Raw genomic sequence first — 16,666 nt, 5'->3', positions numbered from 1 at the left:
ATTCATTGAACGGAATCGATCAGCAAAAAGCAGCTCAGCGATGAGCGTCTGCGTTACGGAGCGGTCATGGGATTTCTCGATAGTTTCAGCAACTACGCGTTTTTTACGCTCATCAACAACTTTCTGCGCGATGAGATCGACTATTTCCAATGGTCGCTGTTGATCCGCATGTCATGGTGGGTCACCGTGACCGCGATGAGCGCGTTGACGCTGTGGATCCTGTTGAAGGGCTATCGAGTCGCGACAGGGCAGTCGCGCGAATCTGCCATGGAACTGGTGGTGACCTCGCTGCGCGCCGCGCTGATCATCGGCGTGGCGATGAGCATGGTGTCCGCTGCCAGGCCGGGAGCGACAAGCGGTGACGCGGCGATGGACGGACTCTACTGGAGGCTGACCGACGGGCTCAGCAGTGCGATTGTGAAGACAGTGACCGGCAGCTCCGAGAGCCCGTACGCCGCGATCGATAAGAATCTCGCGCTGATGCAGGTGGCCATGACCAGCATCGATCAGATCAATACCGCTGGCGACGCCGAGCGGGAAAAGGAGAAGGATCGCGCGCGGCTTTTCACGGGTCTAGGCATGGCCGGGCCTGGCGTTGTCGGTGGTTCGCTGTTGCTGCTGAACAAGCTGGCCATGGCGCTGTTCATCGGCTTTGGGCCCTTGTTCATCCTGTGCCTGCTATTTGATGTCACCAAGTCCCTGTTCCAGAAGTGGCTGATGTACGGAATCGGTACGGTCTTCTCGCTGGCGGTCCTGAGCTTCACCGTTGGTCTTGCAACGAAGGTCATTGCGGCAGTAGGTGCGGGTTTTCTCGCCACGTGGGCCGCGTCCAACGGAACAGGCGAAGGCGTCAGTAGCATGGCGTTGCAACAAGGAGGAATCGGCTTGGTGTTGAGTACACTGATCATCACGGCACCGCCGATGGCGGCCGCGTTCTTCCAGGGCACGCTGGGCCAGTTCTCGCCGTACTCGGGATTGGGTCAGGTAGGTAGGGATCCGGCATCTGGAAGGCCATATTCGCCACAGTCGCCTGGCAATGATTCCCCCTATCGAGGCAGTGATTTCGGTCCGTCCAACTCTGTTACGCAGAATCATGCGCTGAGGCAGCCTGCCTTCTCATCTGATGCGAGTGGCCAGACGGGCACTGGCAGATACAGGCCTCAGGACATCGGATAATCAAGTTTGGAGGTTGCTGTGAAAGCCATCGTATTTCTATCTTGCCTGTTACTCAGCCCGATGGCGTTTGCGCAAACGGCGTGTCCATCCGGAGTAGCGCCTGGTAGCCCTCAATGTGGTCCAAGTCCTGGCGGTGATGACGCTCCCGCGCGTCCGACAGGAGAGTGGATTAAAACGTGGGGTGCGATCGCGACTGCGTCCAGTGGAGATATCGGGAGCAGCACCGGTAGATTTTCCGAGAAGGATGCCGAGGCTGGTGCGCTGAAAAGATGCGCGGATCTCGGTAATTCGGATTGCAAAGTTGCCTTCACCTATAAAAACCAATGCGTGGCCGTTGTCCAGGGTCCTGATGGCTCCGGGGTAGGAAAGATAGTAAGTGGTGTAAGCGTCGAGGCGGCTACGAAAGAGGCATTGCGTCGTTGTAAGGAGGCGTCTGGCTCAGAGTGTGTTGTGCGAGGCACGGATTGCTCAGAGGCTCAATTTAAGAAGTATTGATGTGCGAAAAATTTAGTTTGATGTTGAGCCTCTTGTTCTTTTTTGGCTTCTAATTTATTGCTTGTGTGTTCATAATTTAAAGCTCAGCAATGTCTCTGGATGCCGGATTTTTAGTGGGCTTTATGTGCCTCTTGACGTGAATACGTATGCATCCGCGTCTGAACTTGAGACATCAACGCTACTCTAACGCAGCGTTTCGCGTGCCCGTCGCACGCGCGATCTCTGCCCGAAGGGGGGCGTTGCATGTCTCAGGCTCCATGGTGGCGCGGTGCCGTCATCTATCAGATCTATCCGCGTAGCTTTCTCGACGCCAACGGCGATGGTATCGGCGACTTGCCGGGCATCGTGCGCAAGTTGGACTACATCGCGGCATTGGGCGTCGATGCGATCTGGATCTCGCCGTTCTTCAAGTCGCCGATGGCCGATTTCGGCTACGACATCGCCGACTATCGCGAGGTCGATCCGCTGTTCGGCACGATGGCCGATTTCGACGCCCTGCTAGCCAAGGCGCATGCGCTGGGCCTGAAGGTGATGATCGACCAAGTGCTCAGCCACACCTCGGTGGAGCACGACTGGTTCAAGGAGAGCCGGCAGAGCCGCGACAATCCGAAGGCCGATTGGTACGTGTGGGCCGATGCGCGCGAGGATGGGACGCCGCCGAACAACTGGCTGTCGATCTTCGGGGGCGTGGCGTGGCAGTGGGAGCCGCGCCGTGGGCAGTACTATCTGCACAACTTCCTGGCCTCGCAGCCGGACCTGAACTTCCACAATCCGCAGGTGCAGCAGGCGACGCTGGACAATGTGGAGTTCTGGCTGGCGCGCGGCGTCGACGGCTTCCGGCTGGATGCGATCAATTTCTGCTTCCACGATCCGCAGCTGCGCGACAACCCGCCCAAGCCCCCAGAAAAGCGGGTCGGCCGCGGCTTCAGCCCGGACAATCCGTACGCGTTCCAGTACCACTACTACAACAACACGCAGGCGGAGAACCTGCCGTTCCTGCAGAAGCTGCGCAGCCTGCTCGACCGCTATCCGGGCACGGTGAGCCTGGGCGAGATCTCGTCGGAGGATTCGCTGGCGACCACGGCCGAGTACACGCGCGCCGGGCACCTGCACATGGGCTACAGCTTCGAACTGCTGACCGACGATTTCAGCGCCGGCTACATCCGTGAGACGGTCTCGCGCCTGGAAGCGGCGATGACCGAAGGCTGGCCGTGCTGGGCGATTTCCAATCATGACGTGCAGCGCGCAGTGACGCGCTGGGGGCAGGGCGCGGAGACGCCGGCGTTCGCGCGCCTGCTGATCGCGATGCTGTGCTCGCTGCGCGGCTCGGTCTGCGTCTACCAGGGCGAGGAGTTGGGCCTGGGCGAGGCGGAGGTGCCGTTCGAGGCGCTGCAGGATCCCTATGGCATTGCGTTCTGGCCGAACTTCAAGGGCCGCGATGGATGCCGGACACCGCTGCCGTGGGATACCGGCGCGCAAGCCGGTTTCAGCACTGGCACGCCTTGGCTACCGGTCGCGCCCGCGCACCGCGCGCAGTCGGTGGCTGCGCAGGAGGCCGATTCACGGTCGGTCCTGCATGCGATCCGCCAGTTCCTGGCCTGGCGCAAGCAGCATCCGGCGCTGCGTGAGGGCGAGATCGTGTTCCACGAGACGGCCGAGCCCGTGCTGATGTTCGAGCGTCGCCATGCCGGGCAAACGCTGTTGCTGGCGTTCAATCTGTCGGCCGAGTCCGTGGACGCGGCGGTGCCGGAGGGCGCCTGGCAAGCGCTGGAGGTACCAGGCGTGCAGCCTGGCACGCTCGGCGAGCGCTTGCGTTTGCCCGGCCATGCGATGGTTTGCCTGCAGGGCGCCTGAGCGTCGGCTGGGTGATTGCTGTCGATGGATCTGCCGCATCGCTGCTGATGCGGCTGCGGCACTGCAGAAGGTGCCGATCGTTGAAGAGACAGTCCGCCTGCATCGTGCCGGCTAGCGTCGCGTACGCCGATGGCGCTCGATTGGACGGTGGCGATCGAGCGACAGTGACCGCGCCCGTCAGGGGCATGTTGCGGTGGCCACGACGTCTTGGCAGGTGGTGCGCCCGCTAATCAGTGCATGTGTGGCCGCCGACACGAATCCCGTCCTGAAATCAGAAGGGCGGGGCGTGGACTTTGCCGTGCTGGTCCACACCACAGACAGTTCCATCCCTCCGCCTTCCCGAGCCGGCGACGCGGCCACGCATCCGTCATGCGCGCTGCGCTGGCATGCATTGCCATGACCGCGACGCCCGTGCGTGTGCCAACCTCGGCGATCTGGAACGCTGGCTTTTCGCTTGCTGGCAGCTCCGTGCTCTCGCGGGCTTCAGGCTGAAAGCCGTCGTTGACGATGGTCGAGCTGGTCTCGATCCATCGCGGCCGGACCGCTTTGTCGCGGCTCCATCTCCCGCAATACACCCTGGTGGGGCGGTTCGGAGTAGCGACTCGGAAGCGCTGGCGTGGCTCTTCCTCGTATGCGGGAAGGTGGGCATGCGCTCTCCAAATCGCTCGTTTTCATCCCGATCGAAAAAGACCAGCGGCGCTGCACACTCCTGATCCCATCGTTTTGTTGCCCGGCGTCTCGCATCCGGCATTCCGGCACTCGCCACCGCCGGACGCTGCAATCGCCTCAACGAAAACGCCCGCCGGTTGAGCCGGCGGGCGTGTCGTCTGCATCCGTTACACGTGGCTCAGAACTTGTAGTTCACGCCCAGCATGTAGGTGCGTCCCCATTCGATGTACTCCAGCGGACGGTCCTTGGTACCGGCGTACGTGCGGTAGGGCGAGTTGGTCAGGTTGCTCGCCTGCAACAGCAGGCTCAGCCCGGCCAGGGTGCTGCCGTCGGCGAAGGTGTAGCTGACCTGGGCATCGGTGACGTTCTCGCCGACCACGTAGCGCAGCGTGCGGTTGCCGTTGAAGTTGCCGATCTCGCCGATGAAGTCCGAACGCCGCCGTTGGCTGACGCGCGCCTCGAAGCCGTTGCGCTCGTAGTAGGCGGTGAAGTTGTACACGCGCTTGGACAGGCCGGGCAGGTCGATCGGCGCCGAGCCGACGCTGGAAGCGCTTTCGGGATCGACGACCTTGATGTCGCTGTCGTTGAACGTGGCACTGGCCTGGATGCCGAAGCCGCGCAGACTGTCGGTGAACATGTCCAGTGGCAGCGAGGCGGTCAGCTCCAGGCCGCGCAGGGTGCCGCCCTTGCCGTTCTGCGGCGAGGAGAAGGTGCCGGTGGTCTGCACCGGCACGGTCATGTTGGGCGGGCGCACGTAGCTGGCGAGCAGGGCGGAGAAATCGTAGTCGTCGCGCGACTGCGTGTAGATGTAGCTCTTCAGGTCCTTGTAGAACACCGCCGCCGCGACGTAGGCCTTCTCGCCGAAATACTTCTCGTACGACAGGTCCAGCGCGTTGGCCCGCCACGGATCGAGCAGGGGATTGCCGCCGCTGCCGCCGGGCTTGCCGGTGGACGTGTCGACGCCGAAATCCAGGCCGGCGCGCATCTGGTCCACGCGCGGTCGCGCCACCTGCTTGGCCGCCGCGAAGCGCAGGGTCTGCTGGTGCGGGAACAGGAAGGCCAGGTTGAGGCTGGGAAGCCAGTCGTTGTAGGTCTTGCCGGCGTCGATCGGCAGTACGTTCTGGCCAGCAGGACGGGACTGGTCGAAGTAGCTGGACTGCGAGCTCTGGTCGGCATGCTGCAGCTGCACGCCGATATTGCCGCGCACGCCGACCTCGCCGATGTCGGTGTTGATGTTGGCGCGGACCCAGGCCGTGGTGATCTTCTCCTGCACGGTCCACGATTTCGGGATCAGATAGTCCAGGTTGGTGACCGGATTGAAGGTCATGTAGCGCGAGACCGCCGCCGGCACGTTCCAGGCCGGGATCGTGCCGATGCCGGCGAAGCCGAGGTTGACCGGGTCGTACTGCAGGTCGCTGGCAATGCTGGTATCGCCCTGCGCGCCGAGCAGGATGTTGCCTTCGGCCTGGGTCTTCTGCTTGCGCCGGTCGGCGTAGTTCACGCCGACGTCGATGTCCGAGAACCAGGTCAGCGCTTGCGGCACCGGCAGCGTCGCCGCCAGGCGGCCACCCTTCAGACGGTCCTCGACCTCAGGCACCTTGCCGTAGCCGGAGCCGTAGATGGTGTTGGTCAGGAACAGGTTGTTCGGGTCGGAGTAGTCGCGGCCGGGCGTGATCTGCGAGAAGTCGTTGGGCTTGATCACGAGGCCGACCGTGTCCAGCTGCGGCATCGGCACCAACTGCAGGTTGTTCTCCAGGTTCAGCTCCTTGCGGGTGGCCTTGGAGTAGTTGAGGTCGGCCATCAGGCGCACGCTGCCGAGGTTGAACTCGTTGTTCCAGCCGAACGCGTCGATCTTGTCCTTGCGCTTGTTGTACATGCCGCGCACCAGCGGATACACGCCGCTGGCGGTGCCGCCGGTGAAGCTGCCGCTGGCGTCGACCTGCGGATTGGTGATCAGCAGGCCCGGCGTGTAGCCGCCGTTATAGTTGCTGAGATTGACCTCGAACTGATTGGCGGTGTCGATCTGCTCGGCTTCGGTATGGAACGCGTCGAAGGTGCTGGTCCAGCTGCTGGACGGGCGGAACTGCACGGTCGCCATCACGCCGTCGCGCTTGTTGTTGCCGGTGCGGCGCAGCGCCTTGATGCCGTCGGAGAAGTAGGTGCCCGGGGCCACGCCGGGACGGCTGCCGCTGTCGGTGTTCTGCGTGGTCCACGGCTCGTACAGGCCGACCTGGTTCTCCTGGATCGGCATGTCGCTGTGGGCATAGCCGATCGACACGCCCAGGGTGTTGTCCAGGAACTGGTCGATGTAGCTGGCGCTGAAGCGATTGCCGAAGGCGTCGACATCGGCGGCCTTGCCGAGCGAGCTCTTCTGTAGGCGGCCACTGATGGCGATCACCCGGTCCGGGAAGCTCAGCGGGCGCGCGGTCTGCATGTCGATGGTGCCGGAAAGGCCCTGGCCGACCAGGCCTGCATCGGGCGTCTTGTACACGGTCACGCCGTTGACCAGTTCCGAGGGGTACTGGTCGAACTCGACGCTGCGGTTGTCGCCGGTGCTGACCACTTCGCGGCCGTTGAGCAGGGTGGTGGCGAAGTCGGGCGACAGGCCGCGCACGCTGATCACCTGGGCGCGGCCGGCGACGCGCTGCGCGGCCAGGCCGGGCAGGCGGCCGAGCGATTCGGCGATGCTCACGTCCGGCAGCTTGCCGATGTCCTCGGCCGAGATCGCCTCGACGATGGACGTGGAATCCTGCTTGATCGCGATGGCGTTCTCGATGCCGCGGCGGATGCCGGTCACCTGGACCTTGTCCAGTTCGGTGACCGGATCCTTGGACGTGGTGGCGGTCTCGGACTGTGCGGCGGCCAGCAGCGGCGTCATCGCGACGGCCAGCGCCAGCGTCAGCGCGTTGCGCTTGTGGTTCAACATTTTCCCCTCCCAGGCAATGTTGTCTTGCGAATGTCTGAACCGGCGAGGCGGCCGGATGTGCGTGTCGCGCAGCCGCAGGGCGGTGTCGCGATTGCGCTGTATGGTAGACACGCGGCTTCGTCGCGAACGCCCGCTGCATACGTATTCACTGGAACGCATCGCATTGGAAGCGCTTTCAGGATCGCAATGTCGTGTGCGGGCGGCTACGCCAGCGGCTCTGTGAACATGCGGGTCGATGCTGCCGAGCTTGTCCGTCACGAACGCTCGGCGCTACGCGCTGCGGCGATGTGGTTGTGCATAGGTCTGCGCGTTCCTGGTCGCGCTGCCGAGGCGCGGCGCAGTCCCTTGCCGAGACAAGACAGTGCCGATGCCGTGCGCAGCGGTGCCGCCTTCACGCATGCTGGCGCGGCGGCGGATACGCGAGGTCAGTGACCAGACACCGAGCGCCTCCGCCGCCGGTGCTGCCGGCGGCACAGTGCCGCGTTAGCGCGATGCAGCCGAGCCACCGGCGGCCGGCGCCGGATCCAGCGGCACGAAGCGGATCGCCTGGCCGCCACCGGGGGCCAGCTTCAGCTGCACCTGATCGCGGCTGGTGACCTCGCGCTGTTCGCGCACGAAGTCGAACGGATTGTGCTGGTAGTCGGCGGCGTCGCCGTCGCGGTAGATCTCGGCGCGGTAGCGCACGCCCGGTTCGAGGAAGCCCAGCGCGATCGGCAACACGCGGCCGTGCGCATCGGTGATGCTGCCGAGGAACCAGTCGCGGCTGTGGCGGTCCTTGCGCACGATGGTCACGTACTCGCCGATCTCGCCGTCGAGCACGCGGCTGTCGTCCCAGTCCACTGCCACGTCCTCGATGAAGCGGAAGGCGTCGCGGTGTTGCAGATAGTGTTCGGGCAAGTCGGCCGCCATCTGGATCGGGCTGTACAAGGTCACGTACAGCGCTAGTTGCCGCGCCAGCGTGCTGGGAATCGCGCGTCCGCCGCGGCCCTTCAGGCTGAGGATGCCGGGGGTGTAGTCCATCGGCCCGGCCAGCATCCGCGTGAACACCAGGTTCACTTCGTGCTCCGGCGGGTTCGGCGGCTCGCCCCAGGCGTTGTACTCCATGCCGCGCGCACCTTCGCGCGAGAGCCAGTTCGGGTAGGTGCGGCGCAGGCCGGTGTCCTTGATCGGCTCGTGGGCGTTGACCGACAGGTGGCGCTTCGCTGCCTCCTGCACCACCTTGAGATGGTGGCGGGCCATGAACTGGCCATCGTGCCATTCGCGCCACAGCGGGCCACCGGCCGGATTGCGCCGGTCCACCTGGCCGTCGTCGCAGACGTAGCCGGTCTTGAAGGTGTCCACGCCCAACTGCGCGTACAGGTCCAGCGCCGCATCGAGCTGGTCTTCATAGTGCTCCACCGCGCAGCCGGTCTCATGGTGGCCGATCAGGTGCACGCCCTTCTTCGCCGCATAGGCGCTTAGCGCGGCGATGTCGAAGTCCGCGGTGGCACGGGTGAAGTCGAAGTCGTAGCCATTACCGACCCAGTTGCCGTCCCAGCCAGGGTTCCAGCCTTCGACCAGCACGCCACGGAAGCCGTGCGCCGCAGCGAAGTCGATGTAGCGGCGGGTGTTGGCGGTGGTGGCGGCATGCTTGGGGCCGCGCGCCCAGGTTTCCTGGTTCAGGTGCATCGACCACCACACGCCGATGTACTTGGCCGGGTGCACCCAGCTCACGTCGCCCAGCGCGTTGGGTTCGTTGAGGTTGAGGATCAGGTTGGAATCGACCAGGCCGCCGGCGGTGTCGCTGATCTGCAGCGTCCGCCACGGCGTGTCGAAGGGCAGGGCGCGACGGACCTTCCCGCCTTCCGCCGACGGCGACAGTTGCGCGTGCAGGCGCTGGCCTTCGCCGCGGCGCAGCCACATCCCGGCGTAATCGACCAGGGCCGCCTCGTGGATGGCCAGGTGCAGGCCGTCCTGGCTGCGCAGGGTGAACGGCGTGTGCGCCAGCGGCACTTCGCGCAGTGGCGTGCGTCGGTACAGGTATTCATAGTGGATGGGGGCGCCGGCGGGAATCCACCAGGCGGTCGCCTCGGGGACGATGTCGAACTCGGTGAGTTCTTCGTCGATGATGGCTTCCTGCATGCCGGCCTGCTGCGGAAAGCGGTAGCGGAAGCCGAGCCCGTCGTCGTAGACGCGGAACACCACGGCGAAGCGACGCTGACGGCCGCCGCGCTCGCCCAGGTCCACGCGCAGCTCGTTGTAGTGGTTGCGCACGTAGCGGCGCTCGCCCCAGGGCTGCTCCCAGGTTTCGTCGACGCTGCGGCTGCGCTGGTCGAGCAGCGTCAGGTCGCGATCCAGGCTGCCGTCGCGCAACTGGAAGCCGAGCCGCGATTCGCCGATCACTGGCTCGCCCAGGCGCTGCACGCGATAGCTGGGGCGGCCGTCGTCCAGTTGCACGGACACGCGCAGGATCTTGTCCGGCGAGTCCACGCTGGCCACCGTCTGCGGAGCGGCGTGCAGGCATGGCGCAACGCACCACAACACGCTCGCCAGCAGCGACGGCAGACGCAGGCGCGACAAGACATCAAACAGCGGCATATCCCCTCCCAGGGCGACCGTGGCAGCGCATCGACTATAGCGACGCGGTCCGGGGCCGCCGTGGCGCATGCGATGAATACGTATGCACCTACACGCGCCACAGTGCCGTCCGTCTACCATGTCCGCAGCGCCCCGCGATGCGGAGGCGGCGACCGCAGCGCCGGCATGCCGGCCTGCGCTTCCACCATGCAGGCAAAGAGGGAGGGAGGTCGATCGGTGCGAGCCGGTCTGCCGCTTCGATGCTGAAGATGATCTGCTTGGCCGCCACCTTGGGTGCTGCGGCGTCGGCGTCTGCTGGACAGACGTCATTGCAATGGCGCGGCCAGACCGCGCAGGCCGAGGCCAGCGCCGACGGCGGCTTCGTGCTGCGCGCGGCGTCGGGCACGCACACCGTGCCGGCGCAGCCGCTGCGCAGCGAGACCGACAGCCTGCTGTTCGATGCGCTGTTCGCGCTGGCGCAGCAGGAGCTACGCGACGACCAGGTGCAGGCGATCCGCGACCCGGCGTTCGATCACGGCAAACCGTTGCCGTGCGATTGCTACCAGACCGGCGAGCGCTGGCCCTACGTGTGGACCCGCGATGTCAGCTATGCCGCTGACCTGGCCCTGGCGCGGCTGGATCCCGAGCGGACGCGCCGCTCGCTGCGCTTCAAGCTGTCGCCGATGCGTGGCGCCGACGCGCTGCCGGGGCTGTTCGTGGCGCAGGACACCGGCTCCGGCGGCAGCTGGCCGGTGAGCAGCGACCGCGTGGTGTGGTTCCTGGCCGCGCGCCACCTGCTGGACGACCCAGGCTTCGCCGCCGATACGCGTGCCGCGCTGACCGCCACGCTGGCGCAGGATCGCGCGTTCGCGTTCGACCCGCGCATCGGCCTGTACCGCGGCGAGACCTCGTTCCTGGACTGGCGCGAGCAAACCTATCCGGCCTGGACCCGCGAGGACGTCGGCTTCATCGCCAGTTCCTTCGCGTTGTCGACCAACGTGCTGCATTACCAGGCGCTGCGCTTGGGCGAGCGCCTGGCCCGTGCGCAGGGCGACACGCAGGCCTCTGCGCGCTACGCCGGCTGGGCCGACGCGCTGCGCCAGGCGATCGCGCAGCGTTTCTGGCGCGAGGATCGCGGTACCTACGTCGGCTACATCGGCACGGCCGAGCATCCGGTGCGCTACGAAAGCTACGATCTGCTGGGCCTGTCGCTGGCGGTGCTGGCCGACGTGCTGCCGCCCGCGCGCGCGCGCCAGGCGCTGGCCCGCTATCCCGCGGTGGAGGCGGGCAGCCCGGTGGTATGGCCGCAGCAGCGCGAGGTGCCGATCTACCACAACCGGGCGATCTGGCCATTTGTCAGCGCCTACGCGCTGCGCGCGGCGCGGCAGACCGACAACAGCGCACGCATCGATCTGGAAGTGCGCTCGCTATTGCGCGGCGCCGCGCTGGCCGGTTCGAACATGGAGAACTACGAGTTCCTGAGCCAGGCCGTGCATGTCGACGATGGTCCCCTCAGCGGCCCGGTGGTCAATTCGCCGCGGCAGCTGTGGTCGGTCGCCGGCTACCTGGCGATGGTGATCGAGGGCGTGTTCGGTGTGGAGGACGACGGCCGCGTGCTGCCCAAGCTGCCGACCAGCTTGGTGCCGCTGCTGTTCGGCGAGCGCCAGGAGATCGCGTTGCAACTGCAGGACCGGCGCATCGTGCTGCGGCGTCCGGCGCAACTGCAGGGCGATCTGCTGGTCGCCGGCAAGTCCCACAGCCAGGACGGCGTGACCACCGTCGACCTAGTGCCGCGCCACAGCGGCAGTGCGTCCCTGGAAATGCTCACGGCCGCGGACGCCTTCGCACCGCTGGCACCAACGGCGCCACAGGTGCGGCGTGAGGCGCAGGGCTGGCGTGTGCAGGCGGCCGCGGACACGGTGCTGTACGTCGATGGGCAGGCGCACCCCGGAAGCGCTGACCGCGCGCTGTTGCCGCTGGCCGAGCGCGTGCAATGCCTGAGCCTGACACGGCAGGGCGCGCGTTGGGAGTCGTTGCATAGCCCCACCGTCTGCGTCGGCGACGTGGCGCGCGTGGACGGCGCCGATGACTGGGCCTGGACGGCGCCGCACGATGGCGTGTATCGGCTGAGCCTGCGTTACGTCAACGCGCATGGCCCGATCAACACCGGCGTCACCGCCGCGGTCAAACGCCTGCAGGTGCAGTGCGGCGAAGCGTCGCCGCAGTCGCAGCCGCTGGTGATGCCGCACAGCGTCGGCGAGCAGACCTCCACGGCGGCGCTGTTCGCGCTGCAGGCCGGGCAGCGTTGCGTCGCGCGGTTGCTGCCGGCGGCGAACATGAGTGCGCTACAGCACTTCGCGCGCTACACCGGTGGCCAGGGTGGCGCCGATGGCGTGGTCAATGCCGCCGACGTCGCCGCGCTGCTGATCGCACCGGCCGGCACAACGGAGGAGCGCCCATGAGCGCCTTGCCACGCGCCAAGCCGGCGCTGTCGTTCTGGCAGATCTGGAACATGTGCTTTGGCTTCCTGGGCATCCAGTTCGGCTTCGCGCTGCAGAACGCCAACGCCAGCCGCATCTTCCAGACCCTCGGCGCGGACATGGAGCAGGTGCCCGGGCTGTGGATCGCCGCACCGCTCACCGGACTGATCGTGCAGCCGATCGTCGGTTACCTGTCCGACCGCACCTGGAACCGTTTTGGGCGGCGCCGGCCGTACTTCATGGTCGGCGCGCTGTTCACCACGCTGGCGTTGCTGGTGATGCCGAACTCGCCCGCGCTGTGGGTGGCGGCCGGGACGCTGTGGGTGCTGGACGCCTCGATCAACATCTCGATGGAGCCGTTCCGCGCCTTCGTCGGCGACCAGTTGCCGACGCGTCAGCGCGCCACTGGCTACGCCATGCAGAGCTTCTTCATCGGCGTCGGTGCGGTGGTGGCGAGCATGCTGCCGTGGCTGCTGGCGCACTGGGGCGTCAGCAATACCGCCGCCCCTGGCGAAGTGCCGGCGACGGTGCGCTACGCGTTCTATCTCGGCGGCGCGGTGCTGTTCCTGTCCATCGGCTGGACCGTGCTGCGCACCCGCGAGTATCCGCCCGAGGATCTGCACGGCTTCGACGACGCCACGCCGGCCGTCACTGCGACGCAGCCTCGCCACGCCGATGTCGCCGCGACGCTGTGGTGCGCCGTGGGCATCGCCGGGTCGGCGACGATCGCCTTCAGTGGCGGCGACCGCATGCTGTATGTGCTGGCCGGGCTGTGCATCGGCTACGGCGTGCTGCAGGGCGTGGCGCCGCGCCTGCGCCGCGGGTACATGCTGGCGGCCATCGTCTGCGACCTGCAGACCATGCCGCAGGCGATGCGGCGCCTGGCCTGGGTGCAGTTCTTCTCCTGGTTCGCGCTGTTCGCGATGTGGATCTACACCACCGCCGCGGTCACCCAGACCCACTACGGCACCCACGATGCGACCTCGGCCGCGTACAACGAGGGGGCAAACTGGGTCGGCGTGCTGTTCGCCGCCTACAACGGCTTCGCTGCGCTGGCGGCGATCGCGATCCCGCTGCTGGTACGCGCCTGCGGGCTGCGCGTGAGCCATCTGCTCAACCTGTGCCTGGGCGCGGCCGGCCTGCTGTCGTTCCTGTGGATCCGCGATCCGCAGTGGCTGCTGTTGTCGATGGTCGGGGTGGGCTTCGCCTGGGCGTCGATCCTGTCACTGCCCTATGCCTTGCTGTCGGACAGCGTGCCGGCGGCGAAGATGGGCGTATACATGGGCATCTTCAATTTCTTCATCGTGATCCCGCAGTTGGTCGCGGTCAGCGTGCTCGGCTTCGTGCTCACGCACTGGCTCGGCGGCCGGCCGCTGTATGCCCTGGCGATCGGCGGCGGCAGCCTGCTGGTCGCCGCGCTGTGCGTGCTGTGGGTGCCGTCGGATTCGGGAGCGAACGCATGATCGATCGGATGTCGCTGTTGGCGCTGGCCCTGCTGGGTGCCTGCGCCGCGTCGGCGCAGGCCCAGGCGCCGGCGCAGGAGGAGTTCTACGGCACGCTGGAGCCGTTCGCCAGCGAGGCGGTGTACTTCGTGGTCACCGATCGCTTCGTCAACGGCGATCCGGGCAACGATCATCGCGACCAGGGCGGCGCGCATCGCACTTTCGACATCCCGATCCCGGCGCCGCCGGGCGAGAGCGACAACATCGGCTACCTCGGCGGCGACTTCAAGGGCGTGGTCGACAACGCCGGCTACATCCGCGACCTGGGCTTCGGCGCGGTGTGGATCACTCCGATCGTCGACAATCCGGACGAGGCCTTCACCGGCGGCAAGCCGATCACCTGGGGCAGTTCGCTGAGCGACCGCGGCAAGACCGGCTACCACGGCTACTGGGGCGTCAACTTCTACAAGCTCGACGAGCATCTGCCGAGCCCGGGGCTGGATTTCGCCGGCTTCACCCAGGCCATGCACGCGCAGCAGTTGAAGGTGGTGCTGGACATCGTCGGCAACCACGGCTCGCCGGCCTGGACCATGCCCAAGCGGCAGCCGATGTTCGGCCAGGTGGTCGACCGCGACGGCAAGCTCATCGCCGACCACCAGAACCTGCCACCCTCCAAGCTGGACCCGGCGCACAACCCGCTGCACGCGTTCTACAACACCGGCGGCAACCTGGCACAGCTGTCCGACTTCAACGAGCGCAATCCGGCGGTAATGGAGTATCTGGTCGGCGCCTATTCGCAGTGGCTGGGGCAGGGCGCCGATGCGTTCCGCATCGACACCATCGGCTGGATGCCCGACAGCTTCTGGCACGAATTCGTGCGCCGCATCCGCGCGCAGCGCCCGGGCATGTTCATGTTCGGCGAGGACTTCGACTACGACGCGCGCAAGATCGCCGGCCACACCTGGGCCAGCAACGCCGGCGTCAGCGTGCTGGATTTTCCGCTCAAGCAGGCGCTGGCGTCGACGTTCGGTCACGCCCGGCGCGGCTACGAGACGCTGCAGCCGGCGCTGTACCTGGAGCGGGGTCCGTACGCCAATCCGTACGAGCTGATGACCTTCTACGACAACCACGACATGGCGCGGCTGGATGCCAGCGACGCCGGCTTCATCGACGCGCACAACTGGCTGTTCACCGCGCGCGGTATTCCGGTGATCTACTACGGCTCGGAAACCGGCTTCATGCGCGGCCGCGCCGAGCACGCCGGCAACCGCAACTACTTCGGCCAGGAGCGGGTGAACGCCGCGCCGAGCAGCCCGATCTTCGCACCGCTGCGGCGCATCGCCACGCTGCGCCAACGCAGTCCGGCGCTGCAGCGCGGCCTGCAGCTCAATCTGCAGTTGTCCGGCGACGAGGCGGTGTTCTACAGGGTGTTCCAGCACGCGGGCAGCACCCAGACCGCGCTGGTGCTGCTCAACAAGAGCGATGTGCCACGCACGCTGGAGGTGCGCCGCTACCTGCAGCCCGGTAGCTGGCACGACGGCTTCGACGGCAGCGCCACCGAGGTGACCGATGCGCTGCGCGCCGAGGTCCCGGCGCACGGCGTGCGCGTGTTCCTGTCCGATGCGCCGATCGTGCGTCCGGACCTGCGCGCGCGGCTGCGCTGGCTGATGGCGGCCAAGGACGGGGTGGCGCCGGCGCACTGAACGCGGCGCGGCAGGCGTGGCGTAATCGCGCAGGGCTGCGGGACTCGGCGTGCAGCGTGCGTGCCTACCGGTTCTCTGAGGTCCCGGGCTGCCGACAGGCGGTTGTGCTGCCGTGACGCAGGCCGGCCGCGTCAGCTGCGCAGCGAAGAACCGCGCAGCGCCAGCGTCACTGGCAGGGTGCGGCTGCTCACCGGCTGCCCGGCGATCTGCGCTAGCAAGGTGTCCACCAGCACCGCGCCGGCCAGCTTGGTGTCCTGCTGCACCGTCGACAACGCCGGATCGACGCTGGCGGCCACCGGGATATCATCGAAACCGGCCAGGGCTACGTCTTCGGGCACGCGCAGGCCGTGCTCGCGCAAGGCCTTCAGTGCGCCGATCGCGATCAGGTCGCTGGCAGCGAACAGCGCATCGAAGCGCTCGCCGCGGCCGAGCAAGGCCAGGGCGGCCTCGTAGCCGGACTGCTCGGTGGTGATCGCATCGACCTGCAGCGCCGGCGTGGCCTCGGCGCCGGCCGCACGCAGCGCCTGCAGATGGCCGCGGTAGCGTTCCAGGAATTCGGGGTAATGATTGGAGGCGTCACCGAGGAAGGCGATGCGGCGGCGGCTCTGCGCCAGCAGGTGCGCGGTGATGTCGTGGCCGCCCTGGAAGTTGTCGCTGCCGATCGACACCCCCGGCTGCCCGGGCAGCACCGCGCCCCAGCGCACGAAATGGGTGCCCTGGTCGACCAGGTGCTGCAGCCGCTGCTGCGCCTGTAGGTAGTCGCCGTAGCCGAGCAGGATCAGCCCGTCGGCCTTCTGGCTGTCGCCGTAGTCGGCGCGCCAGTTGTCCGACAGTTGCTGGAACGACACCAGCAGGTCGTAGCCATGGCGGGCGCAGGCGCGGGTGATCGAGCCCAGCATCGAGTGGAAGAACGGGTTGATCAGCGAGTCGTCGGTGGTCGGATCTTCGAAGAACAGCAGCGCCAGGGTGCCGGCATTGCGCAGGCGCAGGCTGGAGGCATGCTTGTCGACCTTGTAGTTCAGCTCGCGCGCGATCGCCAGGATCTTGCGCCGGGTCTGCTCATTGACCGCCGGACTGCCGCGCAACGCGCGCGAAACCGTGGGTTGCGATACGCCTGCCAGATAAGCGATGTCCAGCGATGTGGCCTTGCCTTTGATGGCGGTGCTTCCGGTGCGGGGAAAACGTGGTCGAAGCATGCCATGGCGCCTGCTGCAGCTCTTGCTGCGGCGCAGCGTAGGCCTTGGAGGCGCATCAGGAATGACCGATTTGGTAAAAACCGCATTTACCGTTTTGGTAAAGATTGGTTTACCATCTTGCCCCACCACAAGATCCGGACATGGGTGGCCCGCGGCGACGCCGGCCGAG

At 66.5% G+C, this 16,666-nt stretch carries 9 protein-coding genes; 6 read left to right on the top strand and 3 right to left on the bottom strand.

Translation table 11 applies throughout. The features are described 5' to 3' along the window. Positions 1–66: 66 nt before the first annotated feature. The 3 genes from GGR71_RS00765 (at position 67) to GGR71_RS00755 (ending at position 3,525) form a co-directional block, all read left to right on the top strand. The gene (locus tag GGR71_RS00765) at positions 67–1,176 is read left to right on the top strand and encodes a type IV secretion system protein (RefSeq protein WP_160957072.1); all 1,110 of its coding nucleotides are present in this window, start codon (positions 67–69) and stop codon (positions 1,174–1,176) included. A 60-nt stretch (positions 1,177–1,236) separates the two neighbouring features. Further along, the gene (locus GGR71_RS00760; protein WP_160957198.1) at positions 1,237–1,671 is read left to right on the top strand and encodes a DUF4189 domain-containing protein; all 435 of its coding nucleotides are present in this window, start codon (positions 1,237–1,239) and stop codon (positions 1,669–1,671) included. A 243-nt stretch (positions 1,672–1,914) separates the two neighbouring features. After that, positions 1,915–3,525 carry an alpha-amylase family glycosyl hydrolase gene (locus GGR71_RS00755; RefSeq protein ID WP_160957071.1) on the top strand — a complete coding sequence of 537 codons (1,611 nt, stop codon included), beginning with the start codon at positions 1,915–1,917 and terminating at the stop codon, positions 3,523–3,525. A gap of 847 nt (positions 3,526–4,372) precedes the next feature. On the opposite strand, the gene GGR71_RS00750 is transcribed toward GGR71_RS00755, so the two are convergent. Both GGR71_RS00750 and GGR71_RS00745 read right to left on the bottom strand, forming a co-directional pair. Beyond that, positions 4,373–7,120: a TonB-dependent receptor gene (locus GGR71_RS00750; protein ID WP_160957070.1), complete on the bottom strand. Its 2,748-nt coding sequence runs from the start codon at positions 7,118–7,120 to the stop codon at positions 4,373–4,375. 483 nt (positions 7,121–7,603) lie between these two features. Continuing rightward, a complete protein-coding gene (locus GGR71_RS00745) occupies positions 7,604–9,697 on the bottom strand; it encodes a glycoside hydrolase family 97 protein (RefSeq protein ID WP_160957069.1) in 2,094 nt (697 codons plus the stop codon). 239 nt (positions 9,698–9,936) lie between these two features. Here GGR71_RS00745 and GGR71_RS00740 point away from each other — a divergent pair, with 239 nt between their 5' ends. Genes GGR71_RS00740 through GGR71_RS00730 form a run of 3 tightly spaced genes read left to right on the top strand, consistent with a single transcriptional unit; the run spans position 9,937 to position 15,301 of the window. Further along, positions 9,937–12,138, top strand: coding sequence for an alpha-L-rhamnosidase-related protein (locus GGR71_RS00740; protein ID WP_160957068.1), 2,202 nt, complete (start codon positions 9,937–9,939; stop codon positions 12,136–12,138). Beyond that, positions 12,135–13,619 carry an MFS transporter gene (locus GGR71_RS00735; protein WP_160957067.1) on the top strand — a complete coding sequence of 495 codons (1,485 nt, stop codon included), beginning with the start codon at positions 12,135–12,137 and terminating at the stop codon, positions 13,617–13,619. The genes GGR71_RS00740 and GGR71_RS00735 overlap by 4 nt, the downstream gene beginning before the upstream one ends. Before the next feature lie 8 nt (positions 13,620–13,627). Further along, complete coding sequence (locus GGR71_RS00730; RefSeq protein ID WP_184451655.1) at positions 13,628–15,301, top strand: alpha-amylase family glycosyl hydrolase; 1,674 nt, start codon at positions 13,628–13,630, stop codon at positions 15,299–15,301. A gap of 131 nt (positions 15,302–15,432) precedes the next feature. Here the strand turns inward: GGR71_RS00730 and GGR71_RS00725 are convergent, their stop codons facing one another. Next, the gene (locus GGR71_RS00725) at positions 15,433–16,497 is read right to left on the bottom strand and encodes a LacI family DNA-binding transcriptional regulator (protein ID WP_184451566.1); all 1,065 of its coding nucleotides are present in this window, start codon (positions 16,495–16,497) and stop codon (positions 15,433–15,435) included. Between the last annotated feature and the right edge of the window lie 169 nt (positions 16,498–16,666).

The organism is Xanthomonas sp. F1 (genome assembly GCF_014199855.1).
Note: the sequence above shows the minus strand (reverse complement) of the source record. Positions and strands in the feature narration are given on the sequence as shown.

What these genes read in the sequence shown, in the direction of transcription:
- GGR71_RS00765 (WP_160957072.1), top strand. Translation starts at nt 67, where the DNA reads ATGGGATTTCTCGATAGTTTCAGCAACTACGCGTTTTTTACGCTCATC.
- GGR71_RS00760 (WP_160957198.1), top strand. Translation starts at nt 1,237, where the DNA reads ATGGCGTTTGCGCAAACGGCGTGTCCATCCGGAGTAGCGCCTGGTAGC.
- GGR71_RS00755 (WP_160957071.1), top strand. Translation starts at nt 1,915, where the DNA reads ATGTCTCAGGCTCCATGGTGGCGCGGTGCCGTCATCTATCAGATCTAT.
- GGR71_RS00750 (WP_160957070.1), bottom strand. Translation starts at nt 7,120, where the DNA reads ATGTTGAACCACAAGCGCAACGCGCTGACGCTGGCGCTGGCCGTCGCG.
- GGR71_RS00745 (WP_160957069.1), bottom strand. Translation starts at nt 9,697, where the DNA reads ATGCCGCTGTTTGATGTCTTGTCGCGCCTGCGTCTGCCGTCGCTGCTG.
- GGR71_RS00740 (WP_160957068.1), top strand. Translation starts at nt 9,937, where the DNA reads ATGCTGAAGATGATCTGCTTGGCCGCCACCTTGGGTGCTGCGGCGTCG.
- GGR71_RS00735 (WP_160957067.1), top strand. Translation starts at nt 12,135, where the DNA reads ATGAGCGCCTTGCCACGCGCCAAGCCGGCGCTGTCGTTCTGGCAGATC.
- GGR71_RS00730 (WP_184451655.1), top strand. Translation starts at nt 13,628, where the DNA reads ATGTCGCTGTTGGCGCTGGCCCTGCTGGGTGCCTGCGCCGCGTCGGCG.
- GGR71_RS00725 (WP_184451566.1), bottom strand. Translation starts at nt 16,497, where the DNA reads ATGCTTCGACCACGTTTTCCCCGCACCGGAAGCACCGCCATCAAAGGC.